Source organism: Roseibium sp. (assembly GCF_965276855.1).
Lineage (GTDB): Bacteria > Pseudomonadota > Alphaproteobacteria > Rhizobiales > Stappiaceae > Roseibium.
This window is the reverse complement of sequence record NZ_OZ255700.1, coordinates 2638537-2652552: the sequence shown is the minus strand read 5'-3', so window position 1 is coordinate 2652552 and position 14016 is coordinate 2638537. Positions and strand designations below refer to the sequence as shown.

Genomic DNA, 14016 nt, shown 5'->3' with positions numbered 1-14016 from the left:
ATCGATCCTGTCTTTCCCTGGATTGATTCACGTGAAACAACCTACTTCCCGATACAAAAATCCCGAAAGATCACATCGAGAAGATCCTCGACATCAATCCGGCCGGTGATCCGTCCGAGGCTGTCTGCTGCCCGGCGTAGATCTTCCGCCCGGAGCTCCGTCGGCAAATGATCTGACGAGACGGCTTGACCCAGGCCAGACAGACAATCGTTCAAATAGTGTCGATGCCTTGCCCGTGTCGCCAGGGGTGCCTCGCCGACAGAAATCGTTTCCTCCGCAAAACGTGTCAGCGCATCAAACAGGCCCTTCATCCCTTCATCAGACTTACTCGATGCAGGAATTTCCTTGGTTGTTCCGGAAGAGTCTTGTTCCGGAAGAGTCTCAAGATCTGACTTTGTCCGCACCGTCCAGACAGGAACCTGAGTGGTGACATCCTCTGGCAGACCTGCTTGGGAATGCCCCGCTTCTACGCCACCTGGCTCAACAGCCCAAAGAATGAGGTCCGCCTGCCTTCCACGCTCTTCCGCGCGGCGAATGCCTTCCCGCTCAACAATACCATCCGTTTCCCGAAGACCTGCAGTGTCGACAAGAGTGACCGGATAACCTCGGAGATCAAGATGCACCTCGATCACATCCCGAGTCGTTCCTGCTTCCTCAGTCACAATGGCAACGTCCCGGCCCGCGATTGCATTGAGCAAGCTCGACTTACCGGCATTGGGAGCCCCCATCAAAACCACTTGCAGACCCGACCGCAGACGCTCGCCGCTCCGGGATCTTTCCAGGTGATCGGCAACTTCTTTTCGAAGCGCAGCAGCCTCCTTCCAGACTTCATCAGCGACGCTGCCGGGAACATCTTCTTCATCGGCGAAATCGAAATCCGCTTCGATCATCGCCCGCATGTGTATGAGCCGCTTGCGCCAGTCTTCATAGAGCGATCCGAGGGCGCCACCCATTTGACGGACAGCCTGTTTGCGCTGGCTTTCGGTTTCAGCGGCAATCAGGTCCGCGAGACCCTCCACCTCGGTCAGGTCCATCCGGCCCCGGTCAAAGGCCCGGCGGGTAAATTCACCAGGTTCGGCAGGGCGGCAGTTTGGAAATTCGCTCAATATCCGAAGCATCGCTGCGACAACGGCCCGGCCACCGTGGCACTGAAACTCGACAACATCTTCACCGGTGAAACTTGCAGGCCCTTCAAAGAAAAGGACCAGAGCCTCATCAATAGTTTCTAGGGAAGCCGGATCACGAAGCTTAGAAAGCATGGTTTTTCGTGGCGCGGGTGTCTTGCCGCAAAGCGCCTCTGTAACCGTTCTGACTTCAGGACCAGAGACGCGGATAACAGCGACCCCAGAAGGCACTGCACCACTCGACAACGCGTAAATCGTGTCAGCCATGTAACTTTCCGTTTGAGATCTTTCCAGTTGCCTCTTTATCAAGAAGCACGGATGTTCGAAAGATGCTGGCGACACTGGTCCATGGTCGGAACACTGCCCAGATCAAATCTCCGGTTTTTAGACCAAGAGACGTTGCACAGCCGAATCAAATTGGGCGCCTTGAATAACGGATAGGTATATCTGTTTCACGTGAATCAAGCGGCATTGCCTGTCAGTAAGATCGGCAACTGAGTACGTAGATTATGAAGCTCTTACCGCCGTCCTCGCTATTGCGGAGCTTGGGCGGCAAAAACAATCCGTACCCGATTCAATTCGGATTCACGTGAAACAGTTTTCGGATCGCTAATCCCGGTATCCGGTGTCCAAAAACCGCCCCACATTAAGGATTGGTGTTTCACGTGAATCTCTAAACCCAGTTTTTAGCTGAGCTGCGTTGATCACATCTGACGACTAGCCCAAGTCTTGCGGTCCAGCCGATACAGAACATGTGGTGCAAGCGCATGAGTTTCTGGAAGCATGGGATGAAGAAAGTCATCCGCCGGATCCCGGCTCATACCAATCCGTGTCATGACCTTTTGAGACGGTGTGTTGGTGTCTGCTGTGAAGGAGACAATTTCCTCAAGACCGATAGTTTCAAAACCGAATCGTATCCAAGCTGTTGCAGCTTCACTCGCATAACCCTTCCCCCAGGCTGACCGCTTCAACCGCCAGCCAACTTCAACGCATGGACCAAACGGAAGCGGCTTGGCGTATGCAGGAATACTCAACCCAACGAACCCAAGAAACTCATATGTGTCCTTGGTTTCCACCGGCACAAAACAAAAACCATCCTGTTCTTGCTTTGCCTTGGCCCTATCAATCAAAGCGGCGGTTTGATCAAAGGTGAGCGGCTCAGGAAAATACCGCATGACCTCTGGGTCAGCGCACATCTGGGCAAACCGTTCAAGATCGGCATCTTGCCAGTTACGGCAGATCAGCCGCTCTGTTTCCAAGAGAAAGTTTTGGGTCATAAAACGGGTCCGAATCTAAACCTGGATTCACGTGAAACATGTCTTAACAAAAGGTAAAGGCGTGACCCTATTTGGATCACGCCTACACCGATAACAACGATCGTGAGATGAAACGATCAGGTGTTCATGCTGTCGAAGAAGTCGTCGTTCGACTTTGTTTGCTTGAGCTTGTCGAGCAGGAATTCGACCGCATCCACTGTCCCCATCGGATTGAGGATCCGGCGCAGAACGAATGTCTTTTTGAGACGCTCCGGCGGAACCAGCAATTCCTCCTTACGCGTACCGGACCGTTGAATGTCGATCGCCGGATAAACACGCTTGTCGGAGATTTTCCGATCCAGGATGATTTCGGAGTTACCCGTGCCCTTGAACTCTTCGAAGATAACTTCATCCATCCGGCTGCCGGTATCGATCAGCGCCGTTGCGATGATAGTGAGGGAGCCACCCTCTTCAATGTTACGAGCCGCACCAAAGAAGCGTTTCGGACGCTGAAGCGCATTCGCATCGACACCACCGGTAAGAACCTTACCGGAAGACGGCACGACCGTATTATAGGCGCGGCCAAGGCGGGTGATGGAATCCAGCAGGATAACAACGTCACGGCCATGCTCAGTGAGGCGCTTTGCCTTCTCGATCACCATCTCGGCGACCTGAACGTGGCGGGAGGCCGGTTCGTCGAATGTGGACGAGACCACTTCACCGTCGACCGTCCGTTGCATGTCCGTCACTTCTTCCGGGCGCTCATCGATCAAAAGAACGATCAAGTAGCATTCCGGATGATTGTTGGTGATGGACTTTGCAATGTTCTGAAGGAAGACGGTCTTACCGGTCCGCGGCGGCGCCGTGATCAAGGCACGCTGGCCTTTGCCAAGCGGAGCAACCAGATCGATGACCCTGGAGGACAGATCCTTAATCGTCGGATCTTCGATTTCCATCTTGAACTTTTCGTCCGGATAGAGCGGCGTCAGGTTGTCAAAGTGAACCTTGTGCCGGGCCTTGTCCGGGTCTTCAAAATTGATCGTGTTGACTTTCAAAAGCGCAAAATACCGTTCGCCCTCTTTCGGGCTCCGGATCTGGCCTTCGACAGTGTCCCCTGTCCGCAGTGAGAACCGCCGGATCTGAGACGGAGACACATAGATGTCGTCCGGACCTGGCAGGTAGTTGGCGTCTGGCGACCGCAGGAAGCCAAAACCATCCTGCAGGACTTCAACAACACCTTCGCCGATGATCTCTACGTCTTGAGCAGCAAGGTTCTTCAGGATTGCGAACATCAGCTCCTGCTTGCGCATGGTGCTGGCGTTTTCGACTTCAAGCTCTTCCGCTTTTTGCAGGAGCTCGGTCGGTGTTTTTTCTTTTAGGTCTTTGAGTTTCATTTCCCGCATCGAGTTTGGGGTCTTAACGTTGATATGGATATTGGTTTGGAAGGTCGTTCCGGACCCAGGAAGATGGGAGGGCCGGAAAAATCTGAAAGACGTCTAACTGTGTCCAGATTGCCGGTGAACGCGGGATGTTAAGCTACGCAGCGTCACCAAATCGAAGTGGATGGAAGATACGTTGTTTTGTCGGCGAGCGCAAGACGGGAATTCTGCCGGTTCTTTGGGCATTGTTGCGTTGCACCAAAAAAAGGCGGCCATCCTTTCGAACGCCGCCTATCTTAACGTCAGTTTTCAATTGGAAATCAGAACGGTTTCACAATCACCAAAATGACAACGATGATCATGATCACCGTCGGTATCTCATTGATCATCCGGAAATAGCGTGTGGACCGGGTATTCTGATCCGCGGCAAACGCCTTCACGCATTTGGACAGGTGCCCGTGAAACCCGGACATGATGAACACAAGGAGAAGCTTGGCGTGAAACCAGCCGTCACTCCAGGCATTCAATTCATAAGCTGTCCAAAGACCAAACACCCATGATGCAATCATGGCCGGTGTCATGATGGCTTTCAGCAGCCGCCTTTCCATCACCTTGAACGTTTCAGATTGGACGGAGCCAACCTCTGCGTCCACGTGGTAAACAAACAGCCGTGGCAGGTAGAGCAAACCCGCCATCCACGCGATGATGGAAATTACGTGAAGGGACTTCACCCAGAGATAAAGATCCATCGATTATCCCTGTTTCACCATCTCAACCATCCGCGCAACGTTGTCCGGATCCGCGTCCGGCGTCACACCGTGGCCGAGATTGAAGATAAACGGTCCTTTATCGAACGTCTTCAGGATGTGCTGAACACCGTCTTCCAATGCCTTGCCGCCGGCGACCAGGCGCATCGGATCCAGATTGCCCTGGATTGGAACCTGTTTCTGGATCTCCAATGCCAAATGGTCGGGCGCAGTCCAATCGAAGCCAACCGCATCCACACCCGTTCCTTTGATGTAGGCGTCCATACGAGCGGATGAGGCTTTCGGGAAACCGATAATCTTGGCATCCGGCCGGGCTGCTTTCACACCGTCGACAATCTTGCGCGTCGGTTCAATACTCCACCGCTGAAACCCGGCATCATCCAGAACACCAGCCCAGGTGTCAAAAATCTGAAGCGCATCAGCGCCTGCATCCAATTGGCGGATCAGATAGGCAATCGACGCAGTGATAAGCTCGTCGATAAATCGCTGCATCAAATCCGGATCTTTGTAAGCACCAACACGGGCAGCCACCTGATCCTGTGTCGTGTGACCGGCAACCGAATAACAGGCAACTGTCCAGGGAGCGCCACAGAAGCCGAGCAACGTCGTTTCTTCAGGCAGACCCGCTCTGAGGCGCGAAACCGTTTCTATGACCGGTTTGAGATGATCCTCGGCCTTGTCCTGTTCGAGACGGTCGATCAGTTCTGATGATAGAGGTTCCAGAACTGGTCCCCGTCCTTCTTCAAACCTCACTGGATATCCGATGGCGTCCGGCACGACGAAGATGTCCGAGAACAAAATACTCGCATCAAAGCCATAGCGGCGGATCGGTTGGAGAGTGACCTCGGTTGCGAGATCCGGGGAATAGCAGAAGTCGAGAAAGTTTTTCGCTTTGGCTCTGACTTCCCGATACTCAGGGAGATAACGGCCAGCTTGACGCATCATCCAAATGGGAGGTGGCCAGATCTTTTCTCCGGAGAGAACCCGCATTACGGCTCTGTCTTTGGACTTCATACGGTCGCGCCTTTCCCACATTTCAAATCTAATAAGATTCTATATTTGAATCTGTTTTTTATATTAGAGCGTGGATTACCGGGATCCTTTTTCATCCACAATCCGTCACTCCAATAACTGTTTAGGGAAAAATCCAGCAGCAAACACGCGTTAACTCCTCCCCAGGAGTCGATAACAAAATTTCGCGGGCAATTACAGCGATTTAGAAAAGTGTTTACCTTTCGTTAAGAATTTGGGCGTTGGTGGATAGCCTGTCGAAATGTCACAGGCCTCATGTTGATCCACAAAACCTCACAACCATTCCGGTTTCAGTTTCCCTGCGTTTAGACATTGTTAATAAAATCGGCGGAGCGGGCATAAATCCGTGCTAGGCAGAGAGCAATGACAGCAACTCCCAACTCATCAACACCCCTGGGGATGACACCGTGAATAATCCGAGACACTACTTTCATCTGCATCTTGTCTCGGACTCCACTGGCGAAACTCTTATGACGGTCGCGCGTGCCGCGACGGTTCAGTACGAAAATGTTCAGGAGATTGAGCATGTTTACCCGTTGGTGCGCTCCCACAAACAGCTCGACCGGGTGATTAGTGAAATTGAAAAAGCGCCTGGAATTGTCCTCTACACATTGGTGGACGAGGAAATTGCTCAGAGGCTGGAACAAAAATGCCGTGAATTGGGAACGCCCTTCGTCAATATTCTGGACCCGGTCTTCGCGGTCTTTCAGTCCTACTTGAATGTCACGCAAACCCACCGCATCGGTGGTCAGCATGAAATGGATGCCGAGTATTTCAGTCGGATGGAAGCGCTGAACTACACCATGATGCATGACGACGGGCAGATTTGGGACGATCTGGAGTCCGCTGATATCGTGTTGCTTGGGATTTCAAGAACCTCAAAAACACCGACATGCATTTATCTGGCGAACCGCGGCATCAAGGCGGCGAATGTGCCGCTGGTTCCGGACATTCCGCTCCCCGAAAGCGTCAAGTCCTTGAAGAACCCGATGGTGGTGGGATTGATCGCTTCCGCAGAACGGATCCAACAGATCCGCCGGAACAGAGTTTTATCATTAAATTCAGAGGGTTATAACGATCAGTATGTTGACCGGAAGGAGATTTCCCGGGAGATCAACATGACCCGGCGTCTGTGTTCGGAACACAATTGGCCGCTAATAGACGTGACGCGCCGGTCGATTGAAGAAACGGCTGCGGAAATTCTGACTTTGTTCAAAGATTACAAGACAGCACGTGAAAACGGAGTATCGGAGTAATCCGGACTTTTCATTTCAAGAGGATATCATGGCACTGGTTTTGGCAAGCGGCAGCAAGATCCGCGCTGAACTGATGAGAAATGCGGGTCTGACAATTGATGTCGATCCAGCAAGTGTGGACGAACGCGCCGTGGAGGCTCCGCTCCTGGAAGCCGGGTTCCCACCGGAAGATTTGGCCAGTGTTCTGGCGGAAGCAAAAGCAAACGACGTCAGTGCGCGCCGCTCGGGTGATCTTGTGATCGGTGCGGACCAGATCCTTGCGTTTGAAGGTGAGCGCCGGACCAAACCGGACGATATGGAAGCGGCCCGCCGGCAGTTGCTGTCATTTTCTGGAAAAACCCATGAACTCCTGTCGGCTGTCGTGATTTCCAAGGATGGTGAAGCGATTTGGCGCCATGTCTCAACGGCCCGCTTGACCATGCGGACCTTGTCGCCAGCATTTGTCGGCCACTATTTGGCTGAGGCGGGCGACGACGTTTTGTCGAGTGTCGGCGCCTATCAGCTGGAAGGGTTGGGTCTCCAACTCTTTGAAAAGATTGATGGTGACTATTTCACTATCCTCGGTTTGCCGATGCTGCCGCTATTGGCGCAGCTGCGGGAACTCGGAGTGATCGAGGCATGAGTGGAAGCATTAGAAAAGCCGCGATCACGGGTTATCCGGTCGATCAATCCCGGTCTCCGCTCGTGCATGGATATTGGCTCAGGAAACACGGTCTTGATGGAGAGTATGGCCGGCTGCCGGTCACACCGGAAACAGCAGATGCCTTTTACAAGGATTTTGCCGCCTCCGGATTGATCGGCGCGAACGTGACCGTACCGCACAAGGAGGTTGCCGCTGTAGCCTGCGCTCATCTGGATGATGCGGCCAAAGCCATGGGCGCTGCCAACACGCTTTGGTTGGATGAGAGCGGGGCTTTGTGTGGCGCAAACACCGACGGGCTTGGCTTTTTGGGAAATCTGGATCAATTGGCGCCCGGTTGGGATGCATCTGGCGGAACGGCTGTTGTTCTGGGTGCCGGCGGCGCGGCGCGGGCCATCATATGGGCTTTGCTCTCTCGTGGATTCACAGCGGTGCATATCGTTAATCGAACCTTCGAAAAAGCAAGGGCTCTTGAGGATCAATTTGGGTCTAAAACGAAGGCGCATGCTTGGGATAAGTTAGGGACACTTCTTGGAGAAGCGGATCTCCTGGTGAACACGACGGCGCTTGGCATGACGGGTAAAGCACCGTTGGAAATTGATCTTGATCCATTGCCTGTGTCCGCGCTTGTCACCGATATCGTCTACGCACCTCTGGAAACCGACCTCCTCAAACAAGCCAAAAAACGCGGCAACAAAACGGTTGATGGCCTGGGCATGCTGCTTCACCAGGCTGTGCCCGGATTTGAGCGCTGGTTTGGCGTCCGGCCCGAGGTCGATAAGGAATTGCGCGATCTGGTTTTGGCGGACCTCGGGGTGACACCGTGATCAAGCTTGGATTGACCGGTTCCATTGGCATGGGAAAATCGACCACCGCCAAGATGTTTGCCGAACTGGGCGTGCCCGTCCACGATTCAGACGCGACAGTGCACGCGCTCTATTCGGGCCGCGCGGCACCGCTCATCGAAGCGGCTTTTCCTGGAACCGTAGTTGACGGAACCGTCGATCGAACCCTGCTGTCCCCGCATGTGCTTGGAAAACCGGCAGCGATGAAGAGATTGGAAGCCATCGTACACCCCTTGGTGCGCGAAGAAGAACTGGCGTTTCTTGAAAAAGCTAAAGCCAACCGCCACCGGGTGGTGGTGCTGGACATTCCGCTGTTGTTTGAAACCGGTGGCGACAACCGGGTCGAGGGTGTCGTGGTCGTAACGGCGGATGCAGATGTTCAAAGAAAGCGTGTCCTAGCCCGGCCGGGGATGACCGAAGACCGATTCGAGGCGATCCTTTCAAAACAAATGCCTGATGCTGAAAAGCGCAAGCGCGCGCATTTTCTCATTGATACGGGGTTGGGAATGGACGCTGCACGCCGGTCGGTCGCCGCTGTGTTGAAAGCCTCGGCCGCAATAGGCTGACGGTATGCACTGCTTTTCCTGCTGAAGACCGGGGAAAACCTGACGCTGGTCTTGCGTCAGGGCCACCTGCTTGCGCAGATGGAACAGGCGGAAAACAGGCGGTACCATGCGGGAAATCTCATTCGATACGGAAACCACAGGTCTTAATCCGCGCGGCGGAGACCGTTTGGTCGAAATTGGCGGTGTGGAACTGATCAATCACGTTCCCACGGGAAACTCCTATCACGTCTATATCAATCCGCAGCGCGACATGCCGGAGGAAGCCTTTCGGGTTCACGGGCTGTCGGCAGAGTTTTTGTCCGACAAACCTCTCTTTGAGCAGGTCGCAGATGAATTTCTGGAATTTGTCGGCGATGCAACGCTTGTGATCCACAACGCGGCCTTTGACATGGGCTTCATCAATTTCGAGCTCGAGAAGGTTGGCCGGCGCACCATCCCGAACACGCAGGTGATCGATACGCTCGAAATCGCCCGCCGGAAGCACCCTACTGGCCCGAACTCGCTCGATGCGCTTTGCTCAAGGTACGGCATAGACAATTCCAAACGTGTCAAACACGGCGCGTTGCTCGATGCGGAGATCCTAGCCGAAGTCTATCTGGAGATGATCGGCGGCAAACAGCGCGCGCTGATCCTGGACCCGGATGAAGAAGATAGCCTTGGAGGGTCTGGAGACGCAGGATCAGAGCCTGGAGAACTCGGCTCCTTCAACGCTCGCCCCCGTTCGGTGCCTTTGTCGGCTCTTTTGAGAGACGACGAATTCACCGCTCACAAGGCCTTTGTGGACGGCATGGGCGATGGCGCGCTCTGGAAGAGATACGGCGGATGAGCCATTACTGTCGTGAATGGGAGCCGAAGTGGGGCAGCATCAAGAAGTTTGGTTGTATGGCGCGGGCGGGAACTCGATCTGCGCGCTGATTAATGGTTCCGTTGGTTGGCTCATGTACCTCCGATACAACGGCGATATCGGATTTTGTTCTAGAAACCCCGATTACACCGGAGATCTCGATACTGAGATCGGATACACATTGGCCAACGGTCAACAAGATTGGTATCCGGCGTCATGGGCCGTTTCGCGTCAGCAAGTACTGGATGCACTCGACTATTTCCGTGCAAATGAAAAACCATCTCCGAATATCACTTGGTACAATGATTCCGGGGACGGCACATGCATTTGACGTATCCTTGATTTTGTAATAAAAACCCCGGCGCTGGGCCGGGGTTTATCATAATATAATCAAAGACTTCAGAGCATCGACGGTAGAACGCGATCCGGCGGGCGGTGCCCATCCATGAACGTCTTGATGTTGATGATGACTTTCTCGCCCATTTCGATCCGGCCTTCGATCGTGGCCGAGCCCATGTGCGGCAAGAGGACTACGTTATCGAGCTTGATGAGCTTCGGATTGACCGCAGGTTCGTGTTCGAACACATCGAGGCCTGCACCCGCCAGCTCGCCTGCTTCCAGCATCCGGATCAGGGCGTTTTCATCGATCACCTCACCACGTGCCGTGTTCACCACATAAGCGTCTTTTTTCAAAAGCTTTAGGCGACGGGCGGAGAGCAAGTGGAACGTGCCGGGTGTGTGCGGGCAGTGAACCGAAACGACATCCATGCGCGCCAACATCTGATCGAGGCTCTCCCAGTAGGTTGCCTCAAGCTCTTCCTCAACAGCTGCCGGAACACGGCGGCGGTTGTGATAATGGATGGACATGCCGAAGGCCTTGGCGCGGCGGGCAACAGCCTGACCGATCCGGCCCATGCCGATGATTCCAAGGCGTTTGCCCCAGATCCGGTGGCCCAGCATCCAGGTTGGCGACCAACCGGCCCAGTCGCCGCTTTCCAGCGCGTGAATCCCGGCTGACAGACGGCGCGGCACGGCGAGCATCAACGCCATCGTCATGTCGGCCGTATCTTCGGTCAGAACACCCGGCGTGTTGGTGACATTGATGCCGCGGTTGTTGGCCGTGACCACGTCGATGTTGTCGACACCATTACCGAAGTTGGCGATCAGTTTGAGGTTTTCGCCGGCCTGGGACAGGACGGAGGAGTCGATCCGGTCGGTGACCGTCGGCACCAAAACATCGGCGGTCCGCACGGCTTCCACAAGTTCTGCCTGGCTAAAGGGCCTGTCACTTTCATTGAGGCGCGTTTCAAACAATTCGCGCATCCGGGTTTCGACCACATCCGGAAGTTTCCGGGTCACAACGACGACAGGCTTCTTTTTCGCCATACTAACTGCCTTTCGGGCTTCGTTGAGGAATCCTTAACCCCAACGGATTCACCTTGACGCTACGCGGAGCGCAAGCGGATGACACCACTCCCTTTTCCTTACCAGATGATCCGTCAGAAACAAGGGATTGGGTGCATTCCTCAGCCAAACAGATAAGCTGATTCCGGCCTACTGGTTTTCGCGTCCACTTTTCTGTAGTGGTGTGCCTTAAACAACCGTTCGATAACAATTGGACTTACCGACAATATGGCCCGTTCGATCGCGATTGCGTTTTTCCTGCTTACTCTCGGGGTGATGACCGGTGGCACGTCAGTGGCGCCGCCTGCCTTTGCTCAAGGCACAACCACAGGCGCAACCGGATTGCCCGTTCCCCGCTTTGTCAGTTTGAAGTCTGACCGGGTGAATGTCCGCCTCGGCCCGTCCCGGGAACATGACATCGCGTGGACTTTCGTTCAGTCCGGTCTGCCGGTGGAAATCATTCAGGAATTTGAAAACTGGCGGCGCATCCGCGACTGGGAAGGCAAACAGGGCTGGGTGTTCCACTCTTTGCTTTCCGGACGACGGACGGCTCTCGTGACACCATGGGAGAAGGACAACCGGACACCGCTGCGTGCCCGCTCACAGTCTGATGCAGACATCGTTGCCGAACTGGAACCGTTTGTTCTGGCCGCTGTCGGAGAATGTGCCGGAGGCTGGTGCCGCGTGAGCGGTGAAGAGTTCAACGGCTGGCTCGATCAAACCCGCCTGTTTGGTGTTTATCCGGATGAACTTATCGAGGATTAAGTCAGCGTCAATCTGGTAAGAAAAAAGGCGGCCAATCGGCCGCCTTTTGTTGTTTTGGATGGAGCGCGAATCAGTCAGCGCGGCTTTCCTGAACTTTCAGCTCGTCCAGACGCGGCATTGACATGATGTTGTAGCCGCTGTCGACGAAGTGGACTTCACCGGTTACACCCCCGGAAAGATCCGACAGAAGGTAGAGACCTGTGCCGCCGATTTCGTCGAGAGACACAGTCCGCTGCAGCGGAGAATTGCGCTTCTGGAAATTGAACATCAGGCGGGCATCGGACACACCAGAGCCTGCCAGGGTCCGGACAGGACCGGCAGAAATGGCATTGACGCGGATGTTCTGAGGTCCGTAGTCGGCCGCAAGGTAGCGAACGGAAGATTCCAAAGCAGCCTTGGCTACGCCCATAACGTTGTAGTTCGGCATCACCTTTGTAGCACCGCCATAGGTCAGGGTAACGATGGACCCGCCATCTGGCATCAAGTCTGCTGCGCGTTTCGTGATCTCGGTGAAGGAGAAGCAGGAGATCACCATGGTCCGGGAGAAATTGTCCCGGGTGGTGTCAGCGTATTTGCCCTTTAGTTCGTTCTTGTCGGAAAAGCCGATCGCGTGGACCAGGAAGTCTATGGAACCCCATTCTTCCTTAAGCTTGGCAAAGACGGCGTCCACGCTGTCGATGTCTTCCACATCGCACGGAAGCATCAATGTGGAGCCAACGCTTTCAGCAAGCGGTTTTGTGCGCCGGCCAAAAGCTTCACCCTGATAGGTGAACGCGAGCTCTGCGCCATGTTCAGCCAATGTCTTGGCTATACCCCAGGCAATGGAGTGATCGTTGGCAACGCCCATGATCAGGCCGCGTTTGCCCTTCATCAAATCAGACATGTACCGCTCCTCAGCCGTGGTAGCGCGACATCGCGAGCGATGCGTTGGTGCCGCCGAAGCCGAAGCTGTTGGACAGGACCGTATCGAGACCGGCATTGTCGACGCGGGTCGTCACGATTTCTTCCGGCTTCAGAGCCGGGTCGAGTTCGTTGACGTTGGCGGATGCCGTGATGAAATCGTTCTGCATCATGAGCAGGCAGTAAATCGCTTCCTGAACACCGGTCGCGCCAAGACTGTGGCCGGTCAGGGACTTGGTCGAAGAAACCGGCGGTTGATTTTCACCGAACACGCGGCGGATTGCCTCGATCTCACCGACATCACCGACCGGTGTCGAGGTGCCGTGAGAGTTGATATAGTCAACCTTGCGGTCGCCCAGCGTGCTCGTTGCGATCCGCATGCAGCGCTCACCGCCCTCACCAGACGGAGCCACCATGTCGTAACCGTCGGAGTTGGCTGCGTAACCAGTGACTTCTGCGTAGATTTTCGCGCCGCGGGCCTTGGCGTGTTCCAGTTCTTCCAGAACGACAACACCACCGCCGCCAGCGATGACAAAGCCGTCGCGGGTCGCGTCATAGGCGCGCGATGCCGTTTCCGGTGTGTCATTGTACTTGGAGGACATGGCACCCATGGCGTCGAAGAGGCAGGACAGGGTCCAGTCGAGTTCCTCGCCGCCACCTGCAAACATCACGTCCTGCTTGCCGAACTGGATCTGCTCCGTTGCAGCACCGATGCAGTGCGCGGACGTCGAACAGGCCGAGGTGATGGAATAGTTGATGCCCTTGATCTTGAATGGCGTCGCAAGGCAGGCGGAGTTGGTTGAGCTCATGCCTCGCGTCACCATGAACGGGCCCATGCGCTTCGGTGAACCTTTTTCGATGACAATCTTGTGCGCCTGGAAAAGGTTCTTCGTGGACGGACCGCCGGAGCCCATGATCAGGCCTGTGCGTTCGTTGGAAACATCACTGTCTTCCAACCCGCTGTCTGCAATTGCCTGCTGCATGGATATGTAATTGTAAGCCGCTCCATCGCCCATGAACCGCAGCTGGCGCTTGTCGATCAGCTCGGGAATGTCGACGTTCGGCATGCCGTGGACCTGGCTGCGAAAGCCATGCTCTGCATAGTCGGGGGCGAAGCTGATCCCGGATTTTCCTTCCCGGAGGCTTGCCAGAACTTCTTGTGCATTGGAACCGATGGATGACACGATTCCGATCCCGGTGACGACAACGCGTCTCATTGCGGTCTCCTAACGTTTCGA

At 54.8% G+C, this 14016-nt stretch carries 15 protein-coding genes; 7 read left to right on the top strand and 8 right to left on the bottom strand.

Annotation, left to right across the window (positions count from 1 at the left end):
- Positions 1-41 precede the first annotated feature (41 nt).
- The 5 genes from mnmE to hemE all read right to left on the bottom strand — a co-directional run bounded on the left by mnmE (position 42) and on the right by hemE (position 5540).
- Complete coding sequence (gene mnmE, locus ACQY4Z_RS12100; protein WP_428521598.1) at positions 42-1391, bottom strand: tRNA uridine-5-carboxymethylaminomethyl(34) synthesis GTPase MnmE; 1350 nt, start codon at positions 1389-1391, stop codon at positions 42-44.
- Between the two features lie 437 nt (positions 1392-1828).
- A complete protein-coding gene (locus ACQY4Z_RS12095; RefSeq protein WP_428521596.1) occupies positions 1829-2401 on the bottom strand; it encodes a GNAT family N-acetyltransferase in 573 nt (190 codons plus the stop codon).
- Between the two features lie 116 nt (positions 2402-2517).
- On the bottom strand, positions 2518-3783 hold the full coding sequence (gene rho, locus ACQY4Z_RS12090) for a transcription termination factor Rho (RefSeq protein ID WP_133952729.1): 1266 nt from the start codon (positions 3781-3783) through the stop codon (positions 2518-2520).
- 296 nt (positions 3784-4079) lie between these two features.
- Complete coding sequence (hemJ, locus tag ACQY4Z_RS12085; protein ID WP_008195943.1) at positions 4080-4508, bottom strand: protoporphyrinogen oxidase HemJ; 429 nt, start codon at positions 4506-4508, stop codon at positions 4080-4082.
- A gap of 3 nt (positions 4509-4511) precedes the next feature.
- A complete protein-coding gene (hemE, locus tag ACQY4Z_RS12080; protein ID WP_422020203.1) occupies positions 4512-5540 on the bottom strand; it encodes a uroporphyrinogen decarboxylase in 1029 nt (342 codons plus the stop codon).
- Positions 5541-6028: 488 nt separating this feature from the next.
- On the opposite strand from hemE, the gene ACQY4Z_RS12075 reads away from it, so the two are divergent.
- The 6 genes from ACQY4Z_RS12075 to ACQY4Z_RS12050 all read left to right on the top strand — a co-directional run bounded on the left by ACQY4Z_RS12075 (position 6029) and on the right by ACQY4Z_RS12050 (position 10040).
- Positions 6029-6814, top strand: coding sequence for a pyruvate, water dikinase regulatory protein (locus tag ACQY4Z_RS12075; RefSeq protein WP_428529543.1), 786 nt, complete (start codon positions 6029-6031; stop codon positions 6812-6814).
- A gap of 28 nt (positions 6815-6842) precedes the next feature.
- Positions 6843-7436 (top strand): Maf-like protein, encoded by a 594-nt coding sequence (locus tag ACQY4Z_RS12070; protein WP_428521593.1) that lies wholly within the window; start codon positions 6843-6845, stop codon positions 7434-7436.
- Entirely contained in the window at positions 7433-8281 is an 849-nt protein-coding gene (locus tag ACQY4Z_RS12065) for a shikimate dehydrogenase (RefSeq protein WP_428521591.1), read from the top strand. The genes ACQY4Z_RS12070 and ACQY4Z_RS12065 overlap by 4 nt, the downstream gene beginning before the upstream one ends.
- On the top strand, positions 8278-8865 hold the full coding sequence (gene coaE / locus ACQY4Z_RS12060) for a dephospho-CoA kinase (RefSeq protein WP_428521589.1): 588 nt from the start codon (positions 8278-8280) through the stop codon (positions 8863-8865). The genes ACQY4Z_RS12065 and coaE overlap by 4 nt, the downstream gene beginning before the upstream one ends.
- 106 nt (positions 8866-8971) lie before the next feature.
- The gene (gene dnaQ, locus ACQY4Z_RS12055; protein WP_428521587.1) at positions 8972-9691 is read left to right on the top strand and encodes a DNA polymerase III subunit epsilon; all 720 of its coding nucleotides are present in this window, start codon (positions 8972-8974) and stop codon (positions 9689-9691) included.
- 28 nt (positions 9692-9719) lie between these two features.
- Complete coding sequence (locus tag ACQY4Z_RS12050) at positions 9720-10040, top strand: hypothetical protein (protein WP_428521585.1); 321 nt, start codon at positions 9720-9722, stop codon at positions 10038-10040.
- 68 nt (positions 10041-10108) lie between these two features.
- On the opposite strand, the gene ACQY4Z_RS12045 is transcribed toward ACQY4Z_RS12050, so the two are convergent.
- A complete protein-coding gene (locus tag ACQY4Z_RS12045) occupies positions 10109-11095 on the bottom strand; it encodes a 2-hydroxyacid dehydrogenase (RefSeq protein ID WP_209180624.1) in 987 nt (328 codons plus the stop codon).
- Positions 11096-11389: 294 nt separating this feature from the next.
- Between ACQY4Z_RS12045 and ACQY4Z_RS12040 the strand changes: the two genes are divergently transcribed.
- Complete coding sequence (locus ACQY4Z_RS12040; protein WP_133952853.1) at positions 11390-11878, top strand: SH3 domain-containing protein; 489 nt, start codon at positions 11390-11392, stop codon at positions 11876-11878.
- Positions 11879-11948: 70 nt separating this feature from the next.
- Here the strand turns inward: ACQY4Z_RS12040 and fabI are convergent, their stop codons facing one another.
- Both fabI and fabB read right to left on the bottom strand, forming a co-directional pair.
- Complete coding sequence (fabI, locus tag ACQY4Z_RS12035) at positions 11949-12761, bottom strand: enoyl-ACP reductase FabI (protein ID WP_428521583.1); 813 nt, start codon at positions 12759-12761, stop codon at positions 11949-11951.
- Between the two features lie 10 nt (positions 12762-12771).
- On the bottom strand, positions 12772-13995 hold the full coding sequence (fabB, locus tag ACQY4Z_RS12030) for a beta-ketoacyl-ACP synthase I (protein WP_209180630.1): 1224 nt from the start codon (positions 13993-13995) through the stop codon (positions 12772-12774).
- Between the last annotated feature and the right edge of the window lie 21 nt (positions 13996-14016).

Coding starts and splice junctions, on each gene's coding strand:
- ACQY4Z_RS12045 (WP_209180624.1), bottom strand. CDS start 11,095: ATGGCGAAAAAGAAGCCTGTCGTCGTTGTGACCCGGAAACTTCCGGAT.
- rho (WP_133952729.1), bottom strand. CDS start 3,783: ATGCGGGAAATGAAACTCAAAGACCTAAAAGAAAAAACACCGACCGAG.
- ACQY4Z_RS12040 (WP_133952853.1), top strand. CDS start 11,390: ATGACCGGTGGCACGTCAGTGGCGCCGCCTGCCTTTGCTCAAGGCACA.
- dnaQ (WP_428521587.1), top strand. CDS start 8,972: ATGCGGGAAATCTCATTCGATACGGAAACCACAGGTCTTAATCCGCGC.
- ACQY4Z_RS12095 (WP_428521596.1), bottom strand. CDS start 2,401: ATGACCCAAAACTTTCTCTTGGAAACAGAGCGGCTGATCTGCCGTAAC.
- ACQY4Z_RS12075 (WP_428529543.1), top strand. CDS start 6,029: ATGACGGTCGCGCGTGCCGCGACGGTTCAGTACGAAAATGTTCAGGAG.
- ACQY4Z_RS12070 (WP_428521593.1), top strand. CDS start 6,843: ATGGCACTGGTTTTGGCAAGCGGCAGCAAGATCCGCGCTGAACTGATG.
- mnmE (WP_428521598.1), bottom strand. CDS start 1,391: ATGGCTGACACGATTTACGCGTTGTCGAGTGGTGCAGTGCCTTCTGGG.
- ACQY4Z_RS12065 (WP_428521591.1), top strand. CDS start 7,433: ATGAGTGGAAGCATTAGAAAAGCCGCGATCACGGGTTATCCGGTCGAT.
- hemJ (WP_008195943.1), bottom strand. CDS start 4,508: ATGGATCTTTATCTCTGGGTGAAGTCCCTTCACGTAATTTCCATCATC.
- fabB (WP_209180630.1), bottom strand. CDS start 13,995: ATGAGACGCGTTGTCGTCACCGGGATCGGAATCGTGTCATCCATCGGT.
- fabI (WP_428521583.1), bottom strand. CDS start 12,761: ATGTCTGATTTGATGAAGGGCAAACGCGGCCTGATCATGGGCGTTGCC.
- hemE (WP_422020203.1), bottom strand. CDS start 5,540: ATGAAGTCCAAAGACAGAGCCGTAATGCGGGTTCTCTCCGGAGAAAAG.